Origin of the sequence: Aquisalimonas sp. 2447 (assembly GCF_012044895.1) — a bacterium.
GTDB lineage: Bacteria > Pseudomonadota > Gammaproteobacteria > Nitrococcales > Aquisalimonadaceae > Aquisalimonas.
This window is the reverse complement of record NZ_CP050695.1, coordinates 3575537-3597420: the sequence shown is the minus strand read 5'-3', so window position 1 is coordinate 3597420 and position 21884 is coordinate 3575537. Positions and strand designations below refer to the sequence as shown.

The following is a 21884-nucleotide window of genomic DNA, read 5'->3' as shown; positions in this document are numbered from 1 at the left end:
TGCCCATGGCAGGAAAGCCAGCGGCCCGCGCACTCAAGGACCAGGCCGGTCCGCATGACGGCTACCCGGCAACGCCGGTGATGACGGGCAGCCCCAATGTGACCGTCAACGGCCAGCCGGCGGCGCGGGTCACCGACGAGGCCGTGCCCCACACCAAGTCCGGTGCCAGCACCCACAACCGCTTTGTGGCCGAAGGCTCGAAGGCGGTGCGGATCAACGGCCTGCCGGCGGCCCGCATGGGTGACGCCATCCACTGCGGCGGCACCATCATCAGCGGCTCACCGAACGTGCGCATCGGTGACAACACCCACGTCGAAAACCAGCTTGCCCCCGGCGAGGCCAGGGCACTGACCCAACGCATCTTCCAGACCCCGATGAAGGGCTTCACCCGGCACATCGAGCAGCGTCTCGCCGCCGAGGTGGCCTTCGAGTTCCGTGGCGAGGCGGGGTGGTTCGCGTCCTGGAAAGCGTTCTACAAGAAGGAATTGCGCTCCAAGCACCCGCCCACGCCCGACACCGCCGAGGTGCCGGACGCACTTAAGGCGGCACAACGGGATGCGTTGCCAGTGGAAGAGGAAGAAGAGGAGGAGATCGTCAAGGAGACGCTCTACATCGGCGTGTTCTGTGACGGCACCTGGCAGCATCAGGAGGTGGATCGCAATCGTTCGGACCGCGATGTATCCAACGTTGTGAAACTCCATGATCTCTACGATCAGGAAGAAGGACGTAAAGAGCGCGTGTACGTCCCGGGAGTCGGCATAGAGCCCGGAGAACTCGATGACAACGGCGAGATCGAAGCGGATACCGACGCCCCCGGTGGCGCAATGGGGATCGGGGGCACCGGCGCACGTGCGCGTGTTGATGATGCGATGCAGGACATTCGGCGCCGTCTGGATCCGGACCAGCACGAGCGCGTGGTGTTCGACGTGTTCGGCTTCAGTCGGGGTGCCGCGATAGCCCGCCACCTGGTGAACGTGCTGGGCACGGGTGCGCCCACCGACTGGCACCCGGACCGCTGGCCCCACGAGATCCCCATGGAGGTGCGCTTCGTGGGCCTGTTCGATACCGTGGCCAGTCTCTACTGGCCGGCCAACGGGCGTCATGGCGCGTTCAATCTCAACCTGGGTGCGGGCAGCGCCGAGCGGGTGGTGCATTTCACCGCCCACCACGAGATCCGCCGCTTTTTCCCGCTGACGCGCATCGCGGATGCCGACGGCAACCTGCCGGACAACTTCACCGAGATCGCAGTGCCCGGCGTGCACGCCAACGTGGGTGGTGGCTACGAGAACCCGGTGGAGGACAGTGACAATATCGAGCATGTCCCCGTCCTCGTCGCCCGGCATCCGGTGGCCCCGTGGGAGCGAGACCGCAGGCAGATCATTCAACATCGGGCGGAGCGCGAGGGGCACACCCTCTACGCCTTGGGTTCGGAACTGATCGAGGTGCGAACGGAGCAGCGTCATACCCATAAGGCGCTCTCAATCTATTACCTGCACCGGATGTACGACGAGGCGAAAGGCGTCGGTGTGCCGCTGGATGATATGGATGACTCCGAGTCCGGCTACCGCCTGCCGCAGCACTTCCAATGGGCCCTGGAGGTCTGGCAGAACGCCGGCGAGCCACTGGATGAAGCGCGGGAGCGGTGGCTGCTGGGGCACTACATCCACACCTCGCACCGCTTCGACGAGGTGGTGAATGCCCCGACGCCGGACATGCAGCGGGTGGTGCACGCCAACACCCCGGAAGGGGCATTGTTGCCGGCCTCGGGAGCGCCCGAGCCGCGGGTGATCCGTGACTACCCGGAGCGTTTCAGCGAGGAGGAGAAGGCGTTGATCCGGGAGCAGGATGCCATGCTGCGGCGGCAGCGGGAGGCGTTGAAGTGAGGCTGGCCGAGTGGCGTGCCCGGATGGGGCCGGGGCACGTGGTTCTTCTGCTGATGCTGGCGGTGGGGCTTGTGTGGCTGGGCTGGTGGGGGTGGGGGAAATACCAGGAGCCACGGCAGTATCCGTACTCCCTCGCCACCAGTGGCGGTCCTCCTGGCTACCCGGTGTGGGTGGAAGATCAGATCTTCGGTCGCTGGATCCGTTTCTCGGGAGGGTCGGTTGGCGAGGTCTCATGGGAGGAACCGCCCTCCGGCGGAGGGATACTGTCGCTGAGAGGTACGCCGGTGCCGGAGACGTGGTACGCCCGCTGGTTCTCGTTTCGCGAGCAGACGTTCTACGAACTCGACATCGCGTTGCCGGAGGACCTGGAGGAGCGTGTGCGGCAGTGGTACCGGGACTACCCGCGCAGTCAGCACTACCAGCACATGCTGCTTGCGGGGTACTCCGGAGACGGTCGAGCGCGGTTGTGGTGGGAGGTGTGGTGCGGAGGCCCGTTCTGTGACGAGGACGAGCCGCTCTACTTTCCCATCGTCCGCGAGGGCCAGGCCGAGGAGGTCGACGGAGATGCCGGGCGCTACGAGCAACGCACGCAGCGTCGCATCGAGCTTGGGCGCATGCCTGCCGAGGTGATGTCCGCCGAGTGATGGATTCGGTGGCGCGGGCGCTGGCTCAGAGCGACTGCGCCTGCCCGACACCCTGCGCGGCCGGGGTGGCCCGGTTGCGGCCCTGGCGCTTGGAGGCGCGCAGGGCGTCATCCGCGCGCTTGAACAGCACCTCGATGGTGGTGTCCCCGGGCTCGAGGCTGGCGGCCCCGAGGCTGATGGAGCAATGGCTGCGGTCGTGGATCAGGGCGCGCAGACGCTCGGCGGTCTGCAGGGCTTCGTGGAGGTGGACGCCGGGTAGCAGGACCACGAATTCGTCGCCGCCCACCCGGCCGAGCCGGTCCGACTCCCGCAGTGCGCCCTCCAGAGTGCGAACCACGTCCAGAAGGACGGCGTCGCCGTAGTGGTGCCCGTGCACCTCGTTGAAGGTCTTGAACTCGTCCACGTCCAGCATCAGGGCGGATAGCGGCGTGTCGTAGCGTCGCGCGCGCTGGAACTCCTCGCCGGCGATACGGTAGAGCACGCGGCGGTTGAGCGTGTTGGTGAGGCCGTCGCGGCTGGCGAGTTCCTCCAGCTGGCGGTTCAGTTCCTCCAGCTCCCGGGTGCGCTCTGCCACGCGCTGCTCCAGTCGCTGGTTCTGCTCCTCCAGGGCCTGCCGCGCGCGGTAGATGTCCGTGACGTTCTGGGACACGCCGAACAGCCGGCGGATGGCGCCGTCGTCACTGCGCACGGGCACCAGCAGGGTTAGCCAGTTGCCCTCGCGCTGGCAGCCGTCGGCTCCCAGGTAGACGCCTCGCTCCTCGTAGCGGAGGGGCTCACCGGCCTCGATGCAGCGCCGATAGTTGGCGCTGAGCTGCGCCGCGGTTTCCTCGGGGAACAGGCACTCCAGGGGCCGGTTCAGGCACTGCTCCAGGGGCAGCTCCAGCATGGCGTGTTGCGCCGGGTTGATGGCCTCGATGACGAAGCCGTCGTCGCGCATGCCGATGACGAACATGTTCTCCGGGAAATGCGCCCAGAGGGCCTGTATCAGTTTCCAGCCGTCCTGCGCGCCCAGAATGGCGAGCGGATCGGCATCATTCAGTTGGTGAAGGGGCGGCACGCTGGTCTCCTGCCAGTGGGGCGTTCGGCGGATCGACCTGCCCCGGGGTCGCGGGAATCTGTCCTGAATGTTCCTGTATTCAGGTCCGCACTGCAAGCGTGGAATCGTGGCCGTACGAAGGCGTATGCTCCCTGGCTCCCAAAGTCGCTGCAGGAGGCCTGAAGCATGCGTATCTATTACGCCGGTGCACTATTCAGTCTGGCGGAGAAGCGGTTCAACCGGGAGCTGGCCGACGCCCTCGGCGAGCGCCTGGGCGACGCCGAGTTCGTGCTGCCGCAGGAGCGCGCGTCGCAGTTCCTGGATCGTGAGGACTGGTCGGAGCGGATGTTCGAAGACTGCCTGGCCATGATCGATGCCAGCGACGCGGTGCTGGCGATCCTGGACGGTCCCGACGCGGATTCCGGCACCAGCCTGGAGCTCGGTTACGCTTATGCCCGGGGGGTTCCGGTGGTGGGGGTCCGCACCGACTTCCGCGGCGGCGAGGACCGCGGCCTCAACCTGATGCTGAGTAATGTCTGCCGCACCCTGGTGCTGGAGCCGGTGGACGCGCTGACGACCCTGGCCGACCGGATCGGCCCCGCCCTGGAGGCCGTACGGCCTCCGCGCGGTTGAGGTTGCCGTCGGCGCTGGCGGCTCCCGCTGGCGCCTGACACCATGCTGCGATAAAGAACATACACATGGAGGAGTCGTCATGGGTCTCGATGCGGACGCGATCGTGGTGGGCGCCGGCCTGGCCGGGCTGGTGGCGGCGGCGGAGCTGGCGGATGCCGGGCGCCGCGTGATCATCGTCGACCAGGAGCCGGAGCAGAATCTGGGCGGTCAGGCGTACTGGTCCTTCGGCGGCCTGTTCTTCGTCGACTCCCCCGAGCAGCGGCGCATGGGCATCCGGGACTCCCGCGAGCTGGCCTGGCAGGACTGGCTGGGCACGGCGGGCTTCGACCGGCCCGAGGATTACTGGCCGCGGCAGTGGGCGGAGGCCTATGTTGATTTCGCCGCCGGCGAGAAGCGGGCCTGGCTGCGTGCCATGGGCCACCGCAGCTTCCCGGTGCTGGGCTGGGCTGAACGCGGCGGTTATCACGCCACCGGTCACGGCAATTCGGTACCTCGGTTCCACATCACCTGGGGTACCGGCCCCGGGTTGGTGGAGCCCTTCCAGCGGCGGGTGCGGGCTGCTGTCGAGAAAGGCCTGATCCGTTTGTGCTTCCGGCATCGGGTCGATGAGCTACTGACCACCGATGGCGCGGTGGACGGCGTGCGCGGTGCAGTGCTGGAGCCGGATGATGCCTCCAGGGGCGAGCAGACGTCTCGCACGGAGGTGGATGCCTTCGAACTCCGCGCCCAGGCGGTGATCGTCGCCGCCGGCGGCATCGGCGGCGACCACGAGCTGGTTCGGCGCAACTGGCCGGAGCGGCTGGGACAGCCGCCGCGGCGCATGGTCGCGGGCGTGCCCGCCCACGTGGACGGGCGCATGCTCGGCATCACGGAAGCCGCCGGCGGGCGCATCGTCAACCGCGACCGCATGTGGCACTACGTGGAGGGCCTGCGCAACTGGAACCCCATCTGGCCCCGGCACGGCATCCGCATCCTGCCCGGCCCATCGTCGCTGTGGTTCGACGCCCGCGGGCGCCGGTTTCCGGCGCCGCTGTACCCGGGTTCCGACACCCTGGGGCAGCTCGCCCATATCATGGCCAGCGGCTACGACTACAGCTGGTTCATCCTCAATCAGAGCATCATCCGCAAGGAGTTCGCCCTGTCCGGCTCCGAGCAGAACCCGGATCTCACCGGCCGCAGCTGGCGCATGACCGCCAGGCGCGCCGTCGGCAGAAAGGCCACCGGGCCGGTGGAGGCGTTCAAGGAGCACGGCGAGGATTTCATCGTCCGCGACACCCTGCCGCAGCTGGTGGAGGGCATGAACGCGCTTGCCGGCGACCACCTGCTGGACGCCCGCGAGCTGGAGACGGAGATCGCCGCGCGGGATCGTGAGCTGGACAACCCCTTCACCAAGGACTTCCAGATCATGGCCATGCACAACGCGCGGCGGTTCCTGGGTGACAAGCTCATCCGCACGGCACGCCCGCACCGCATGATGGATCCGAAGCACGGACCGCTGATCGCCGTGCGCCTGAATATCCTCACACGCAAGACCCTGGGCGGCCTGGAGACGGATCTGGAAGCGCGGGTGCTGGGGAGCGACGGCGCGCCGGTGCCCGGCCTTTACGCGGTGGGTGAGGCGGCCGGCTTCGGCGGCGGTGGCATGCACGGGTACCGGTCGCTGGAAGGCACCTTCCTGGGGGGGTGCCTGTTTTCCGGGCGCGCCGCCGGCCGTGCGCTGGCGGTGGCGCTGGCATAGATGGCGCGACGCCGTCGCTGTCGGCAACGTATACTGGGGTGACACGATTGCGAACGGGCGTTGGCGCAGAGGATCGTTCATGGATCCGAAAACCCTGGTGGAGCAGTATCTACAGGCCGTGCAGGCGCAGGACTACCGCGCTGCACGCGGCTACCTGGCGGATACCGGGTTCGAGCATGTCAGCCCGCTGGGTCGGCTGGACAGCGCCGATGACCTGGTGAACCAGTCCTTCATGAGCAGCGGCATCGTCCGCCGGGTGGACGTCCGCAAGGTCTTCGCGGATGGCGGCGATGTCTGCCATTTTCTCGTCTACCATGTGCAGATTTCCGAGCGCCACGCCGTCGACCTGGCCCACTGGGCCCGGGTCGAGGACGGCCGGATCGTCCGGATCGAGGTGCTGTTTGATGCGTCACTGTACCGCGAGCTGTTCCCGGGGGTGGGATAGCCGCGCCCCTCTGCGCATCATCCTGCTGATGCTCACCCTCCTGGTGATGGGCTGTGCCCGGCCTGCGGAACGGCCGGTGGGCCCCGGCGGCGGCTCGCCCGCGCTGGAGGCGGACCGGATCATTGCCACCGATGGTTATGCCCTGCCGCTGCACCGCTGGACGCCGGAGAGCGAACCCCGCGGCGTGGTGCTGGCCATCCACGGTTTCAATGATTACGGCGGTGCTTTCAGCGTGCTCGCGGATGATTTCACCGCCAACGGCTTCGCCCTGTATGCCTATGACCAGCGTGGTTTCGGGGATGCGGCGCCGCGTGGGGTCTGGCCCGGCCAGGAGTTGCTGGTGGACGACGCCATTGTCGCTGTGCGCCTGTTGCGCCAGCGCTATCCCGAGCGGCCGCTGTTCATGCTCGGCAAGAGCATGGGCGGCGCTGTAACCATGCTGGCGCTGACCCGCGACGACGCCCCGTCGGTGGCCGGCAGCATCCTGGTGGCGCCGGCGGTCTGGGGCGAGGAGGTGATGCCCTGGTATCAGCGCCTGGGGCTGCGGGTGGGGGAGGCCGTTACGCCGGGCATGCGGCTGTCCGTGGATCTGGCGGAAGCAATGGGCATTCTGCCCACCGATGACGAAGACGTGCGCCAGGCCATGCGGGACAACCCCCGCGTGCAGCGGGAGGCGCGGGTGGATACCATCGATGGCCTGTCGGACCTGATGGACGCGGCCCTGGAGGCCAGCACTGAACTGCCCGGCCCGAGCCTCATCCTCTACGGTGACCAGGACGAGATCATTCCAGCCGAGCCCGTGTGCATGATGCTCCGGCGGCTGCCCGATCCGGATTTTCGCCCCTGGCGTTTCGTGCTCTACCCGGGCGGCTACCACATGCTCACCCGTTATTCCGGTTCCGCGCAGGTGCATGCCGACATCAATGCCTGGCTCGATGACATCGGGGCCCCTCTGCCCTCGGGCCACGAACTGAGTCGCAGTGGAGCACACCGGGCGCTGTGCAATGGCTGACAACACCGGGAAATCCCGTGCGACTTGTCATACTGCGCGGAATGACCGCCGGCATTCCCATTTCCACCAAAGACAAGCAGACTGTCCGAAAAGCACAACAACGCTTCCTTGACGGCCGGAGGGGCGCTGGGCGCCGGTCCGGCAGCTATCGCGGCGGGTAGTGAGGGTGGTATGACACAGGGGGACAACCGCCCCGGCGCGGCGGGGCGGGCTGCGCGTTTCGCGTTGATCTATGCGTTTCTGGGAATCCTGTGGATCGGCTTCTCCGATCAGGCGGTCGACTGGCTGTTTGCCGGCACCGGCATGCTCACCACCGCACAGACCATCAAGGGCTGGCTGTTCGTTGCCGCCACCGCCACCATCTTTTTCATCATCCTGCGCGGACAATTCCGCCGGGATTCCGTGAAGCTGGCCGAGCGTGAGGGGCAGCGTCGGGATCTGGAGGGCCTGAGCCAGTTCCGCGAAGCCGTGATCGACAACGCCAGCATCTGGATCAATGTGGTGGATCGTGAGGGGCGGGTGACCCTCTGGAATACCGCCGCGGAGCAGATCAGCGGCTACACCCGTGACGAGGTCCTGGGGTCGGCGGCGGTGTGGGACTGGCTCTACCCCGAGGCCGCCTACCAGGCCAGGGTCATGGCTGCGATCCGTGACACCTTTGCCCGCGGCGAGGATCTCAACGACTTCGAGACCCGGATCACCGCCCGTGAAGGGGCCGAGCGGCTCATCTGCTGGTCGTCGCGCCGCCTGTACGATTCCGATGGCGGCCCCTTGGGCGTAGTGGCCATCGGCAGTGACGTTACCCGGAGCCGTGAGATGGAGCAGGCCCTGGAGGAGCGTGAGCGCGAGTTGGCCACGCTGATGGCCAACCTGCCGGGGATGGCCTACCGCTGCCTCAATGATGATTCCTGGACCATGAAATACGTCTCCGAGGGTTGTCGTGCGCTCACCGGGTATGCCCCCGAGGAGCTCATCGACAACCAGGTGGTGGCCTTCGGCGCCCTGGTGCGGCCGGATGACCTGGCCGCGGCCATCGCCGAAATCCAGCGCGCCATCGCCGAGCAACGCCCCTACGCCTTCGAGTACCGGCTGCACCACCGCGCCGGCCATGAACTCTGGGTCTGGGAGCAGGGGCGGGCCGAGCAGGTGGCGGGTGAGACGCGCCTGGAAGGCATTGTCATGGATATCGACCAGCGCAAGCAGATGGAACAGGCGCTCGCCGCCCTCGCCATCCGCGATCCACTCACCGGGCTCTACAACCGGCGCGAGTTCGATCAGCAATTCGCCGAGGAAGTGGAGCGCGCCCGGCGCTATCAGCGCCCGTTGGCCCTGATATGGCTGGATGTGGACGAGTTCAAGGCCATTAACGACACGCACGGGCACCTGGCCGGCGATGACGTGCTGCGGGCCCTTGCCGGATTGGTCCGGGACAATATCCGCAACGTTGACTACGCTGCCCGCTACGGCGGCGAGGAACTCGCCGTGGTGATGCCGGAGATGACCTCGGCCGAGGCCGAGGAGGGCGCGCTACGCCTGCGTGACCTGGTCGCATCACGGCCGTTGCCGGTGGAGGGGGGCGGCGATGTAAGGGTGACGGTGAGCATCGGCGTGGCCGCCTTCCCGGAGCACGGCGACAGCGCCGAGGACCTGCTCGCCGCCGCCGACACGGCCATGTATGCTGCCAAGCGCAGCGGGCGCAACCGGGTGCGCCTGGCGTAGCGAGTAAAGGAAGGCGCCAGGAAGCGCCGCGTCCAGGGAGGACCGCTCATGCCAACCGCAATCTTCGAGCGCCAGGACCAGGCGCGCATGCGCACCTGGATGCTGATCGGTGTGTTCGCCCTGGTGGTCGCCGGGCTGCTGTTCCTGGTGAACACCCTGCTGCTGTTCATGGTTCATCCCCAGTTCCTTCCCGGCTTGTCCGCGCCCTCCGGACAGCCTGCGCAGCTGTCCGAGGGCATTGCCGACGCCCGCGGGTTGATGACGGGCTTCAGTCTGGTGCTGCTGGCGCTCATGGGCGGGGCGATGCTGCGCATGGTGCTGCGCCTGCGCTCCGGCGGCCGGGTTATTGCCCAGGACCTGGGTGGCGAGCCGGTGAAGGCGGACAGCGACGATCCCGGTGAGCGGCGTCTGCGCAATGTCGTGGAGGAAATGGCCCTGGCCGCAGGCGTCATCACGCCGGGCGTCTATGTGTTGCGGGAGGAGCCGGGCATCAACGCCTTCGCCGCCGGGCTCACGCCGGCGGATTCCGTGGTCGCGGTGACCCGAGGCGCGCTGGACAAGCTCACCCGCGATGAACTCCAGGGCGTCGTGGCCCACGAGATCGGCCACATCGTCAACGGTGATACCCGCTTGAACAGCTGGCTCCTGGCCATCGTCCACGGCCTGGAGGCGGTGGCCATTCAGGGCACCATCTACATGAGCGTGCCCAGGCACGGGCGAGGCAGTCACCGGCGGGCGCCCGGCGTGACCCGTGACCGGGATCCCCACGGCGCCGGCACGCTTGCCTTCGGCGTGAGCATGTACCTCCTGGGGTTGCTGGGGGTGTTCTGCAGCCGTCTGGTCAAGGCGGCCATCGTGCGCCAGCGCGAGTGGCTGGCGGATGCGGCGGCAATGCAGTACGCCCGCTATCCCGAGGGGCTTGCCGGCGCGTTGAAGAAGGTGGCGGCCGGGCGGCGCCTGGGTTCCGCCCTGCTTGCCAGCCGGCGCCAGGAGGTGAGCCACATGTTGTTTGCCCCGGGGCTGGGGTTCGCCGACGCAATACTGCCGTTGCTGTCGACGCATCCGCCGGTGGAGGAGCGCATCAGCGCCCTGGAGCCGCGCTACCGCAGCTGGGAGCTGGATGACGTGCGCCAGCGCATGAACGAGCTCATGCAGCAGCGCCAGGCGGAGCGCCAGCGTGGCGAGCCGGACATCGCCGCCGACGCCATGGAGGACACGGGGGACGAATCCCGCGTGCCCTCGGCGCTGCGTGGTGGCCCCCTCAACGATGCGGTGCTGCTGTCGACGCTTGCCGCCGCGGGCCAGGCCGAGACACTGGGGCTGCGCCGCAATCGCGCGGAGCTTGTGGGTGTGGCGCGCCCCCTTCACGATGCCGCCACCGACCCCGCGCGGGTGCGCTCGCTGGCGGTGTATCTGCTGCTGGCCGACGACGTGGAGGCGCGCCGCCGGCAGCTCGAGGAAGTCACCGCGACGCTGGGTGATGCGGTGCACGCCGACGTGGTCGCGCTCCTCGCCGAATACGGACGCCTGCCAACGCCCGCCCATCGCCTGCCGTTGCTGGAGCTGGCCCTGCCGGTGCTGACGGATCTGCCCGAGGCGCACCGTGCCCGGCTGCTGGCCGCGGTGGGGCGCTTGCTTCGCTGCAACGGTGGCCCACGGGATGTCCACGAGTATGCCGTATCGCGGTTGCTGCAATTGCAGCTCATGGGTGACAACGGCGGCGACGCCGGCGAGCCGATGCCAATGCACGCGTGCATGGACGAGGCGGCCCTGGTGCTGGGGCTGCTGGCCAGCCATGGTTGCCCGGAGGATCCCGAGGGTGCCTACCAGGCGGGGATGGCCGCCATGCTGGTGCCCAGCCCACCGAGCCGCCAGGTGCCTGATGCCTGGATCGTACCCATGACCCGTGCCCTGAATACCCTGGCGGCGCTGGATGCCGACGGCCGGCAGAACCTGACCCGCGGCCTGGCGGCGGCCGCCGCCCATGCCGGTGAGGTCAGTGTGGCGGAAGCGGAACTGCTGCGGGTGATCGTGGTGGCGCTGCACCTGCCGGTGCCGCTGATCCTGCCCACCGATGCCATGAGCGGTGTCTCCGGGGAGGCATCGGCCGAGGCTGAGTGACCTGCTGACACTAGGCCTCGATGATGCGGTTCCGGCCCTGGTGTTTGGCGCGATACAGGGCGGCGTCCGCGGCCGCCGTCAGGGCGTCGGCCGTTGTCAGAGCGGGGAAGCCCGCGACGCCGGCGCTGAAGGTCACGCTGAACGGTTCCCCGGCGCCGTCATGGGAGAGGCTCGCGAAACTGCGGCGGATGCCGTCGAGAATGCTGGCGGCCTGTTCGCTGCTGGCATCGGGCATGATGATGGCGAACTCCTCGCCACCGTAGCGGCCGATGGCGTCCGAGCGGCGCAGGCGCTGCTGAAGCAGCCGGGCCAAGCTGCGGATGACCATGTCACCCACCGGGTGGCCGTGGGTGTCGTTGATGGACTTGAAGCGGTCGATGTCCAGCATGATGAACGCCAGCTGGCCGCCGCGCCGCTGGCTGCGGCTGACCTCGTTCTCCAGCTCCTCCTTGATGCGGGTGTGGTTGAGCAGCCCGGTCAGGTTGTCCGTGACCATCAGCGACCGCAGCGTCCGGGCCCGCTCGGCACGGATGGTCACGGAGCGGATCAGGTGTTCCGCTTCGATGGGCTTGGTAAGGAAATCGTCACCGCCGCGGCTCATGGCATCCAGCTGCCGTTCCACCTTGGTCTCGGAGGAAAGGAACACGATGGGGATGCTGGCGTAGCGGGGCACCTGGCGGACGACTCGGGCCAGTTCATGGCCGTTGCAGTTGGGCATGTACATGTCCATGAGGATCAGGTCGATGGCGCGGTCTTCCAGGGCGTTGAGCACCTGCAGCGGATCGGCTTCCACGTAAACCTGCATGCCGGCCCGTTCCAGAATGTCGGAGAAGTACATGGCCTGGGTGCGGCTGTCTTCCACCAGCAGGATGTTCAGTGGTTCCGGTGCGGTGGCCGGGGCAAACTGCTCCAGCTGATCGATCAGGTCGTGGGGGCTCAATGGTTTCACCAGGTAGACCTGGATGCCGGCGCGGGCCGCCTGCAGACGGGTGGCCATGTCGCCCCTTGAGCTGATCATGACAATGGGCAGGTTCTCGCCGCCGGCCTGCCGCAGAGGGGGCGGGATGTCGTCCAGCGCCACGCCGCCGGCGGCATGGTCATGATCGATCACCACGGCCAGAGGTATCGCCCGCTGCATTTCCTTCAGAAGTGCGTCGTGGTCGGCCACCGTGGTGACCTGATAACCGAAATGGGCGAGTTGACGGCGAATGTCCTGGGCGTCGGTCTGCCGCTGATCAGCCAGCAGAAAGACTTCGCCGTGGGACAGGTGCTCCTGGGGCGACGCCGCGCCACCCTCCGCATACCCGCTCTGGACCTGGTCCAGCGCATCCAGGTAATTGCCGATGATGCTGGCGAACTCGCGGGTGACTGACTCCTCGCCCTCGGCCACCGGGTCGCACATCACTTCGATCATCATGGCCAATTCGGCGACCCGAGGCTGGCCGTTATGCCGCGCTGCGGTGGCGAGTTCCGCCGCCTGTCCGCGGAAACACGCGACACCGCTGCCATCGTTGCCGACGCGATTCCAGCTACGCTGTAGCGTGGTCACGTCCACGTCGGCGGTTGCCACTTCCCTGTCCTCTGTGCGACCCGTCATCTCGGTTCCGTTACTCTGGTCCGCGTGTCCTCGAATACACTGTCGATCTGGAGGATACTGCCTCCGGCGCGGCGACCCTGTGACGCAGATCCCGGCTTTCGGCAACAGATCACGAGATTACCGCCCATGGATTCGGCAACACTGCACCTGCAACTGGGGCTGCTACGCTCGCTGCTCGTCTACTGGCGCCCCGGCCGACAGCGCGGCTTGCGCCGGCTCTACGGCCGCTTCGTCGGTCGCGGTGACCTGGTGCTGGATGTCGGCGCGCATCTGGGCGACCGGACCCTGGCCTTCGCCGCACTGGGTGCCCGGGTGGTGGCACTGGAGCCCCAACCCCACGTCTACCGCTGGCTACAGCGCATCGCCGGTCGCCGCCCCGGCGTCACGCTGCTTTGTGCTGCAGCAGGCGCTGAACCCGGCACCGCCGAGCTTGCCGTCAGCATCGGCAATCCGACAGTGTCCTCAATGAGTGGTGTCTGGCGCAAGTCGGTCGCCTCGGCGAACCCCGGCTTCCAGGGCGTTGCCTGGCAGGAAACCGTCACCGTGCCCGTGGTCACCCTGGATGCCCTGATTCATGAGCACGGCGAGCCGGCGTTCTGCAAGATCGACGTGGAAGGCTTCGAGGCGCTGGTGCTTGCCGGGCTGAGCCATCCGGTGCCCGGGCTGTCCCTGGAATTCGTCGCCGGTTGCCTGGGTGCGGCGCGGCAGTGTGTGGGCCGACTGGAGGAGCTGGGGCGTTACCGGTACAACGTGATCGCCGGAGAGGGGCGAGCGTTCCTGTTCAATGACTGGTGCGATGCAGCCGCCATGGATGCCTGGCTGGCGGCGGGTGCTGAAGGCCTGTCCTCGGGGGACGTGTACGCATGGCACCTGCCTGACCGCCGGGAGGAGAACGGATGACTGTGCGCAACTGGATGGATCTCACCGCGGCGGAACTGGCGGGCATGGGCGGCGAGGATACGGTGGCGGTGTTGCCGCTTGCGGCGGTGGAGCAGCATGGTCCTCATCTGCCCCTGGGCACCGACCTGATCATTGGCGAGGGGCTGCTGCAGCACGCCATGAGCGTACTGTCCGCTGATCTGCCGGTGCTGCTGTTGCCTGCTGTGCAGGTAGGTACCAGCAGTGAGCACCTGGCCTGGTCGGGGACGTTGAGCCTGCCTCCCGAACTCCTGGTGGATGTGCTGGTGGCCCAGGGGCGTGCCGTCGCCGCCGCCGGCATCCGGCGCCTGGTGCTTGGCAACAGTCACGGTGGCAATCATGCCGCCATGGACATGGCCGCCCTGCGACTGCGTCGGGAATGCGGGATGCTCGTGGTCAAGGCCAGCTATGTCCGCTTTCCGTCGCCGCAGCCACCGCTGCTGGATGTCACCGAACTCCGCCACGGCCTCCACGGCGGCGCCCTGGAGACGGCCATGATGCTGCACCTGGCGCCGGAGCGGGTGAACACGGATCACCTGGCCGCTTTTCGTTCCCTCGGCGAGGACCTGGAGCGCACCTGCAGTTATCTGCGGCCCGAAGGGCCGGGTGCGTTCGCCTGGCTTGCCGGTGACCTCCATCCCAGTGGTGTGGCCGGTAATGCTGCAGCAGCGGACGCGGAGACCGGGGGGCGACTGGTGGCTCACTACGGCGGTGTTCTGGCCGCCCTGATTGAGGACGCGGGGCGCTTTCCGCTGGAGAGGCTGGTGCCGGTCTGATTTTTTGTTGTCGCTCCGCTGGCAATGACGATTTCAGTCGTCCGGTACCGCCCGCGAGAGGAGTTCATCCAGCCAGTGGCCGGCGCGATCCGCCTTGGTGTTGAGATAGCGCACGTTGTGGGGGTTCAGCGAGCCGTGCAGCGGTCTGCGGTCCGCCACCGTGATGCCGCCGTCCTCCAGGGCCTGGATCTTCAGAGGATTGTTGGTAAGCAGGGAGATGCGCCGTACGCCCAGGTGCTGGAGCATTTCCACCGCCGCCTCATAGCGCCGCTCATCGGAGCCGAACCCCAGGGAGCAGTCCGCCTCCAGGGTGTCCATGCCGGTGTCCTGCAGGGTGTACGCGCGCAGCTTGTTGGCCAGGCCGATGCCGCGCCCCTCCTGGGCCAGGTAGAGCAGCACCCCGCCACCGGCCTCGTTGATGGCGCGGACACTGTTGCGCAGCTGCTCACCGCAGTCGCAGCGCAGGCTGCCGAAGAGATCTCCGGTGAGGCAGGAGGAGTGCAGGCGCACTGGCAGTGGGTCGGGCCAGTCGGGTTCGTTGCCGATGAGTACGGCCACATGTTCAAGCAACCCGTTGGCCTCGCGGAACAGCATGAACCGGGTGTTGGCGGCGTCCTCCAGGGGGACGTAGGCGTCGCTCACGGAGACCATTTCCAGCGCCGGCGTGGCGGTCACCGCCAGGGCGTCGCCCGGGGCCACACGTAGGAGTGTGCCGTCGGCCTCCAGTCGGTCAAGCCGTTCCGTGGCCGCCACATCCATTGCGCTCACGGACACTGCCGCCGGAATCAGCTTGCCGGCGCGGGTCAGATGCAGCGCAGCATGCTCCGGGCGCGTTGCCGGCGCCAGGCTGGGGTGGACGTGGTGGGGATGGTCGTCGGACACCGCCGTGGCCAGGGCGAACACGTCCTCCACTGCGACGTCGTCCCGCAACGGCAGACGCACCGCCGGCGCGTTACCCGGTTCCAGACCCAGCGCGCGGGTCCGGTTGGGTGTGATGATCAGGCCGGGGTGCCCGCCACAGAACGTGCGCATCCATGCAAGCGTGTCGGTGGTGAGATTCTCCACAGCCACAGCGACCACGTCGCCGTTGTTGTCCTTGACCCGCACCGGTTGTCCGCGGCGAAGATCGAAAATGGCACGTTCTGCCTGTTGCATATACTCTGTCCAGGTTTTGTAGGACTATACTCTAGAAAACATAAAGTGTAACGCAAGTGGCCCCGGTGGTCTGTCTCCGGTGGCGACCCGACGGGAGTATCCGGTCCATGGAGCGTATCGATGGCACTGCGGCGTGGGCATTGCTGCGCCGCTGCAAACTGCAACGCGATAGCGTCGCGCCAGGGATCCTGCGGCTCGACGGCCAGGAGGCCGTGCGCGTCTTTCCTGATGGCACGTGGGAGGCACTGCTGCCGGTGAATGAGGCTGCCCGGGCGCAGCTCGATCTGTACCTGCCGCTGGTGCTGCAGCCGCGCTACACCATCGCTCAGCTGGGTCAGAGCCTGGACGGGCACATTGCCACCAACAGCGGCCACTCCCGCTATGTCACCGGCGCCGAGGATATCCGGCACCTGCACCGTCTGCGGGCACTGGTGGATGCGGTGATCGTCGGCCCCGGGACTGTCGCCGCCGACGATCCACGATTGACGGTGCGAAACGTGCCGGGTGAGCAGCCGGTGCGGGTGGTTCTCGACCCCAGCGGCCGGCTGCGGGATGGCTATCAGCTGTTCTGCGATGGTGCGGCGCCAACGCTGTTGCTGCGCGGGGAAGGGTTGGACCCCGGCCCTACAGGAGTGGAGGTGCTCACCCTGCCGGCGCCGGAGGGTGCGTTCGCGCCTGCCGACGTGACGGCGCTCCTGGCAGAGCGCGGGCTGCAGCGCCTGCTGGTGGAGGGCGGCGGGGTGACTGTGTCCCGGTTCCTGGCCGAGGGCGCCCTGGATCGCCTGCATGTCACCGTGGCACCGCTGGTCATCGGTTCCGGGCGGCCGGGGCTCAGCCTGCCGCCCATCCGCACCATGGACGAGGCCATGCGTCCCACCTGCCGCAATTTCCGGTTGGGGGACGATGTGCTTTTCGATTTCACCCTGTCGTCGGTGTTCGGCGCGGGGCCCTGAAACACAGGGCTCCCGGCAGCGTGGCGACCAGTACCAGCAGTCCGTAAGCGACGGCGATGGCGGCGCCTTCGGCGGGATCGTGGCCGGCTGCTGCCCAGACCGTCGCTGCCGCGCCCTCCCGCAGGCCCCAGCCGGCGATGGTGATCGGAATCAGCATGGCCAGCAGCACAGGTGGCACCAGGGCCATCAGCTCCAGGGCGGGTAGCGTTGCACCGATGGCCCGGCCCGCGGCCAGGAAGACACCCAGGTAGGTGGCGACCACCAGCGCGGAACCGATCAGTTGCAGCGGCAGCGCCCCGGGAGAGAGCAGCGCGCGCCGCAGGTCCGCACGGATGCCCGGCTGGTTGTCAGCGGGTGCTGCCGGCAGCAATGGTGACGTCGCCAGGAGTATCAGTCCGAAGGCGGTCGCAGCGCTCCAGGCCAGAAGCGGTGGTGCCCAGCCAGCCAGGGCAAACACCGCCGGAACGGCGACCAGGGCCATGACCAGTTGCCCGGAGCCCCGCTCGAGAATGACTGCCCGGATCGCGGGCCCGGTGCGAGCAGTCTCCCGGGCGTGCCGCCAGGCGCGGGATGCATCGCCGATGACGCCTCCCGGAAGCACCTGGTTGACGAAGCTCCCCAGTAAGTACTCCCGCAGCGCCGCAGCCCAGCGCAGCCGCAGGCCAAGACGGTGGGCGGTGAAGTGCCAGCGCCAGGCGGACAGGGCGAGCTGCACCGCCGACAGCGCGAGGGCGGCCAGGACCCAGCCAGGGTGAAGACTACCCAGATGCCGGACTACGCTGGCGGGATCCACGGCCATCGCCACCGCCGCAAGCAGGCCGATGCTCACGGTCATGCGCAGCAACAGGCGGCTGCGTGGCGTCATCGCGACTCCGGCGGCAGGGCCAGAAGATCCAGGTGGCCCACGTGCAGCGAACTTTTACCGGCGGCAATGTTCCGGCGCCGGCGGGTGGCCCAGGCGTGCAGTTCCCGCTGTTGATGCGGAGCCTGCTCCACGGCGGCATGGGTCCACCCCTCCAGCAGGGCCTGCTGGAGTGTGGCCTGGCCCGGTCCCAGGCGCCAGGGGCTCGGGCTCAGCCAGGTATGGAACCCGTGGGCCCGGAACACGGCGTCCGCCGTCGGTCCGCTGTCCGGCCCCAGGGCGGGCCCGAAGCCCTTGTCCCGGCGTTGGTGGCTGTTGACCAGTGTGTTGACCAGGTCGTCCCCCCGGGCCCGGGGTTCCCAGCGAATGGTGCCGTCGTAGCTCAGCGCCAGTAGTACGGCACTTCGCTGTTGCAGGCAGCTTCGGGCCAGGGCCTCCAGCCAGGCCCGGGAGACCAGGTCCAGCAATGCCGACGCGGTGACCAGATCGACGCCGCTGGCCGCCAGCGGGTCACCCCGGGTGAGATCCACGTGGTAACACTGGACCGAGATGCCGCTGCGGGGCGGGGTGGCTTCGGCCATCAGGGCCCGGTCCTGGTCCAGCAGGGTCCATTCCTGAGGGGCGGGCAGCACCTGCGCCAGGTACCGCAGGTTGGCACCGGTGCCGGCGCCCAGGTCGGCGACGTGGATGCGCCGGTCGCCCAGCCAGTCAGTGAGCGGGGGCAGCAGGGCCGCGGCCCGCGCCTCCTGGTCGGCGCGTTCGCGCAGGTGCAGCCAGTCGTCGGAGAATCGGGTACTCAATTCGTGTCCTGTAACGCAAGTTCGTTGATTGCCTCGGCGAGGAGCATCGCCGCCTGCGGCCAGTCCGGCAGGCTGGCTGCGTGAGTGCCGGCCGCCGCGGCGGCCTCGGCGCGCGCGCGCGGATCACGCAACCAGTGGTCCAGCGCTTCCGCCAGGGTGTCGGCATCCCCTGGCGGGACCAGGCGGGCTGCCCCGTCCGGCACGGTGTCCGGGATGGCGCCGCCGGTGGTGCTGATCACCGGCAACCCGCAGGCGAGCGCCTCGGTCAGCACCATGCCATAGCCTTCGTACCGCGATGGCAACACGAACAGGGTGGCATGCCGATACAGGTTCGCCAGAACGGTGCCGTCACAGGCGCCGGTCAAGTGAATGCGTTGCTCCAGTCCCGCCTCGGCCACCTGCTGCTGCACACGCCGGGCAAAGGCCGGGTCGGCGTCGGTGGCGCCGACCAGCGAGGCGTGCCAGGGCAGATCCTGGAGCCGTGCCAGTGCCCCCACCAGCACATCCTGGCCCTTGCGCGGCGTCAGGCTGGCAACGCAGAGCAGCTCCGGCGGGGCGTCCGGACCAGGGCCAGTGGCCGGCGCCGCCGGGTCGGTGCCCGGCTCGGCGACGCGAACCCGGGCCGCGGGGACGCCCAGCTGCGCCACCCGGCGGCCGGTGAAGGCGCTGGTCACGATCACGCCGTGGCAGGCCGCCAGGGCACGCCGCTCGTGTTCGAGAAACCGGCGCTGCAGGCCCGCATCAAGCCCGTGTTCGTCGGCGAGCGGGTGGTGGACCAGGGCCAGCAGGCACAGCCGTTCACGGTGCGGTTCCACCAGTTCCGGGCTGTCACCCAGGGCCAGGCCGTCGAGGATGGTGACGGCCCCATCCGGTACGGCTTCCAGGCTTGCGGCCAGTGCCCGGCGTGCCGTTGCGTCGGCGGCGGGAAACGTGCCGTCAAGCTCGTGGACAACCACGTTCTCGCCCCGGTCGCGTAGCGCAGAGATCATGCGGGCGTCGTAAATGGTCCCGCCGGTGCGTCGGGACAGAGACCCGGGGACGAAGACGTGTAGCTGAGAGCTCAAGCGTTGGCCCCCGGCGCGTGAAGGTCCGCCTCGTAGCTGGCCCAGGCGATATGGGACTCGTGCAGGGTCACGCCCATGCGGGTGAGGCCCCGGGCCTGCGGGCCAAGGTGCCCGTCGCGGATCGCGGCGGCCATGCGCCGGAAGATATGCCCCGCGAGGAATTCGGTGGTGGTGTTCTCGCCAGCCAGTTCGGGCTGCTCATCGAGGTTGCTGTAGTTCAGCGGCGCCAGGATCTGGCGCAGTTGCTCACCGGCGAGGCCGATGTCCACCACCAGGTTGTCGCTGTCCAGCTCGGGGCGCATGAAGGTGACGTCCACCAGGTAGGTGGCGCCGTGGAGGCGCTGGGCCGGGCCGAATACATCGCCGCGGAAGCTGTGGGCGATCATGATGTGTTCGCGGACGGTCAGACGGTACATGGCGGCCTCCGGTCAGTAGCGGATACGGTGGCAGAGCGTGCCTGCCGGCGTGGTGCTCAGGGTCTGCATGACCTCCGGCAGGGCGGCGAATGGGCTTTCGCCGGTGATCAGCGCGTCCAGCGCCGGCTCCTCCAGCAGTGCCAGGGCAAGCTCCAGGCGCCGCCGGTGGGACCAGCGCGGCGCCCGGTTCGGTGGCAGGTGACCCACCTGGCTGCTGCGCAGCTGGAGCCGGCGGGCGTGAAACGCCTCGCCCAGCGGTGCAGGGACCGCCCGGTCGCCGTACCAGCTCAGCTCCACCACGGTGGTTTCCAGGGCAGTGTGCTCCAGGGCGGTTCGCAACCCTTCGCTGCTGCCGCTGGCGTGGAAGACCAGGTCGGCGGGCTCGGCCGGCGGCGTGGTGGCGAAGGTGAGCCCGAGTGCGGCGGCGCTGTCCTCGCGCTGGGGCAGCGTATCCACCAGCGTGACCCGGGTGCCGGGAATGGCGTTGCACAACCAGGCGACCAGGTGGCCGATGACGCCGGCGCCGATCACGTTGATGCGATCGCCGGGCCCCGGGGTGCCATCCCAGACCCCGTTGACCGCCGTTTCCATGTTGGCCGCCAGGATCGCGCGGGCGGGTGGCACGCTGGCGGGCAGTGGAACGACGGCTGCAGCGGGAACCACATAGTAGTCCTGATGCGGATGCAGGCAGAACACGGTGCGTCCGCGAAGTGTTTCGGGACCGTCGATGACCTCGCCGACGTTCATGTAGCCGTAGGCCACCGGCCCGGGGAACTCGCCGGCCTGGAACGGAGCCCGCATGGCCTGGTGCTGGCTCGTGGGCACTTCGCCGCGGAACACCAGCCCTTCGGTGCCGCGGCTGATCCCGGAGTAGAGACTGCGCACCATCACCTCGGCATCGCGCGGCGTCGGCAGCGGCGTGTCGACGATGGCGCCGTGCAGGGGCTCCTGGATCTGGAACCGGGACGCGGTTGCTGGCCGGTCAGGTGGGCGGGGCGGGACCATTTCTGCTACGCTCTTCGTCATATACAAACATTGTTGAGTCTATACACTATTCATGTACATTCCGAGTCTCCATGCCGGCCCCGGGACGGGGCGAGCAGGCGGCCGGATGCCGCCCTGGAGCGTCGCCCGGGACCTGGCCGCGGCGTCCGCTGCAGCCATGGTGCTCTGCCTGGGAGTCTACGCCGTTCTGCCAGTGCCGCCGACCCTGCCGGCGGTTGCCCTGCTGCTCGTGCTGGCCGGCGTTAGCGTGCTGGCCGTCACGGCGCACCGGCTGCCGTCCGGCAGGCTGGGCGCGGCGAACCGGGTCACCCTGGGGCGGGCCGTCCTGGCCATGCCGGTGCTGGCGCTCGTGCCGTTCCCGGAGGTGCTCACCGAGACGGGACGCTGGCTGGCGGTGGTGTTTGCCGGTCTGGTGCTGGCCCTGGATGGCGTGGATGGCTGGGTGGCCCGCCGGACCGGCACGGCCAGCGCGTTCGGGGCGCGCTTCGACATGGAGCTGGATGCGCTGCTGCTGCTGGGCCTGTCGGTGCTGGTCTGGCAGTCCGGCCAGACTAGTGTCTGGGTGCTATTGATCGGTGGCATGCGCTACGCCTTCGTGGCCGCCGCCTGGCTGTTGCCCTGGATGCAGCAGCCGCTACCGCCGTCATTCCGGCGCAAGACGGCCTGTGTGATCCAGGGCGTGGTGCTGACGGCGGTGCTTGCGCCGGTCATTCCGGGCTGGCTGGCGACCCTGGCGGCGGCTGCCGCGCTGGGTTTCCTGGCCAGTTCATTTTCCGCGGATATCCGTTGGCTGTCGCTGGCCCGGAGCCGCTAAGAACACGCTGAATCAAAGGATTATTGTCATTGCGAGCGCAGCGAAGCAATCCACACCGCCAGCGATGACGAGGGATCAAGAGATTGCTTCGTCGCTCTGCTCCCGCAATGACGACTTGTTCAGCGCTCTCCTGACGAGGTGGAAACCAGATGCACATTGAACGAAGCAACTGTCTGAGCTGTGGGGCAGATACGGGACGTCCCTGTGACCGGCCAACGTGCCCGAACCGACGGGAAGATCGTGGTGTTGGTCTGGTGCGCGGGAGCGGACCCGCCTGTTCCCTCTGCGGCTTT

20 protein-coding genes are annotated in these 21884 nt (G+C 68.3%); 12 read left to right on the top strand and 8 right to left on the bottom strand.

Annotated elements, in window-relative coordinates; all coding sequences use genetic code 11:
* Positions 1–5 precede the first annotated feature (5 nt).
* Both KU884_RS17040 and KU884_RS17035 read left to right on the top strand, forming a co-directional pair.
* Positions 6–1883 carry a phospholipase effector Tle1 domain-containing protein gene (locus KU884_RS17040; RefSeq protein WP_167783733.1) on the top strand — a complete coding sequence of 626 codons (1878 nt, stop codon included), beginning with the start codon at positions 6–8 and terminating at the stop codon, positions 1881–1883.
* Positions 1880–2527 (top strand): DUF2931 family protein, encoded by a 648-nt coding sequence (locus tag KU884_RS17035; RefSeq protein ID WP_167783732.1) that lies wholly within the window; start codon positions 1880–1882, stop codon positions 2525–2527. The genes KU884_RS17040 and KU884_RS17035 overlap by 4 nt, the downstream gene beginning before the upstream one ends.
* Positions 2528–2552: 25 nt before the next feature.
* Here the strand turns inward: KU884_RS17035 and KU884_RS17030 are convergent, their stop codons facing one another.
* The gene (locus tag KU884_RS17030) at positions 2553–3584 is read right to left on the bottom strand and encodes a GGDEF domain-containing protein (protein ID WP_167783731.1); all 1032 of its coding nucleotides are present in this window, start codon (positions 3582–3584) and stop codon (positions 2553–2555) included.
* Positions 3585–3749: 165 nt separating this feature from the next.
* On the opposite strand from KU884_RS17030, the gene KU884_RS17025 reads away from it, so the two are divergent.
* The 6 genes from KU884_RS17025 to KU884_RS17000 all read left to right on the top strand — a co-directional run bounded on the left by KU884_RS17025 (position 3750) and on the right by KU884_RS17000 (position 11231).
* Complete coding sequence (locus KU884_RS17025; RefSeq protein WP_167783730.1) at positions 3750–4196, top strand: nucleoside 2-deoxyribosyltransferase; 447 nt, start codon at positions 3750–3752, stop codon at positions 4194–4196.
* A gap of 79 nt (positions 4197–4275) precedes the next feature.
* Positions 4276–5934, top strand: coding sequence for an FAD-binding dehydrogenase (locus tag KU884_RS17020; protein WP_167783729.1), 1659 nt, complete (start codon positions 4276–4278; stop codon positions 5932–5934).
* A 79-nt stretch (positions 5935–6013) separates the two neighbouring features.
* On the top strand, positions 6014–6379 hold the full coding sequence (locus tag KU884_RS17015; protein ID WP_167783728.1) for a nuclear transport factor 2 family protein: 366 nt from the start codon (positions 6014–6016) through the stop codon (positions 6377–6379).
* Positions 6339–7391 carry an alpha/beta hydrolase gene (locus KU884_RS17010; RefSeq protein WP_167783727.1) on the top strand — a complete coding sequence of 351 codons (1053 nt, stop codon included), beginning with the start codon at positions 6339–6341 and terminating at the stop codon, positions 7389–7391. The genes KU884_RS17015 and KU884_RS17010 overlap by 41 nt, the downstream gene beginning before the upstream one ends.
* Positions 7392–7562: 171 nt before the next feature.
* The gene (locus KU884_RS17005; protein WP_167783726.1) at positions 7563–9110 is read left to right on the top strand and encodes a diguanylate cyclase; all 1548 of its coding nucleotides are present in this window, start codon (positions 7563–7565) and stop codon (positions 9108–9110) included.
* 48 nt (positions 9111–9158) lie between these two features.
* The gene (locus KU884_RS17000; protein WP_167783725.1) at positions 9159–11231 is read left to right on the top strand and encodes a M48 family metalloprotease; all 2073 of its coding nucleotides are present in this window, start codon (positions 9159–9161) and stop codon (positions 11229–11231) included.
* 10 nt (positions 11232–11241) lie between these two features.
* Here the strand turns inward: KU884_RS17000 and KU884_RS16995 are convergent, their stop codons facing one another.
* Complete coding sequence (locus tag KU884_RS16995) at positions 11242–12828, bottom strand: response regulator (RefSeq protein ID WP_167783724.1); 1587 nt, start codon at positions 12826–12828, stop codon at positions 11242–11244.
* 126 nt (positions 12829–12954) lie between these two features.
* Between KU884_RS16995 and KU884_RS16990 the strand changes: the two genes are divergently transcribed.
* Both KU884_RS16990 and KU884_RS16985 read left to right on the top strand, forming a co-directional pair.
* Positions 12955–13728 (top strand): FkbM family methyltransferase, encoded by a 774-nt coding sequence (locus KU884_RS16990; protein ID WP_167783723.1) that lies wholly within the window; start codon positions 12955–12957, stop codon positions 13726–13728.
* Positions 13725–14522, top strand: coding sequence for a creatininase family protein (locus tag KU884_RS16985; protein ID WP_167783722.1), 798 nt, complete (start codon positions 13725–13727; stop codon positions 14520–14522). Before KU884_RS16990 ends, KU884_RS16985 begins: the two co-directional genes overlap by 4 nt.
* Before the next feature lie 33 nt (positions 14523–14555).
* On the opposite strand, the gene ribA is transcribed toward KU884_RS16985, so the two are convergent.
* Positions 14556–15677 (bottom strand): GTP cyclohydrolase II RibA, encoded by a 1122-nt coding sequence (gene ribA, locus KU884_RS16980; protein WP_167783721.1) that lies wholly within the window; start codon positions 15675–15677, stop codon positions 14556–14558.
* A gap of 107 nt (positions 15678–15784) precedes the next feature.
* Between ribA and KU884_RS16975 the strand changes: the two genes are divergently transcribed.
* Positions 15785–16630, top strand: coding sequence for a RibD family protein (locus KU884_RS16975; RefSeq protein ID WP_167783720.1), 846 nt, complete (start codon positions 15785–15787; stop codon positions 16628–16630).
* Here the strand turns inward: KU884_RS16975 and KU884_RS16970 are convergent.
* Genes KU884_RS16970 through KU884_RS16950 form a run of 5 tightly spaced genes read right to left on the bottom strand, consistent with a single transcriptional unit; the run spans position 16596 to position 20777 of the window.
* Complete coding sequence (locus KU884_RS16970; RefSeq protein WP_167783719.1) at positions 16596–17495, bottom strand: lysylphosphatidylglycerol synthase transmembrane domain-containing protein; 900 nt, start codon at positions 17493–17495, stop codon at positions 16596–16598. The genes KU884_RS16975 and KU884_RS16970 overlap by 35 nt on opposite strands.
* Entirely contained in the window at positions 17492–18292 is an 801-nt protein-coding gene (locus tag KU884_RS16965; protein WP_167783718.1) for a class I SAM-dependent methyltransferase, read from the bottom strand. The genes KU884_RS16970 and KU884_RS16965 overlap by 4 nt, the downstream gene beginning before the upstream one ends.
* Positions 18289–19356 carry a glycosyltransferase family 4 protein gene (locus KU884_RS16960; RefSeq protein WP_254432100.1) on the bottom strand — a complete coding sequence of 356 codons (1068 nt, stop codon included), beginning with the start codon at positions 19354–19356 and terminating at the stop codon, positions 18289–18291. The genes KU884_RS16965 and KU884_RS16960 overlap by 4 nt, the downstream gene beginning before the upstream one ends.
* On the bottom strand, positions 19353–19772 hold the full coding sequence (locus KU884_RS16955; protein WP_167783717.1) for a 6-carboxytetrahydropterin synthase: 420 nt from the start codon (positions 19770–19772) through the stop codon (positions 19353–19355). The genes KU884_RS16960 and KU884_RS16955 overlap by 4 nt, the downstream gene beginning before the upstream one ends.
* 12 nt (positions 19773–19784) lie before the next feature.
* Positions 19785–20777, bottom strand: a complete 993-nt coding sequence (locus tag KU884_RS16950) for a zinc-binding alcohol dehydrogenase (protein ID WP_254432099.1) — start codon at positions 20775–20777, stop codon at positions 19785–19787.
* Between the two features lie 106 nt (positions 20778–20883).
* Between KU884_RS16950 and KU884_RS16945 the strand changes: the two genes are divergently transcribed.
* Entirely contained in the window at positions 20884–21591 is a 708-nt protein-coding gene (locus KU884_RS16945) for a CDP-alcohol phosphatidyltransferase family protein (protein WP_167783716.1), read from the top strand.
* The last annotated feature ends 293 nt before the right edge of the window (positions 21592–21884 follow it).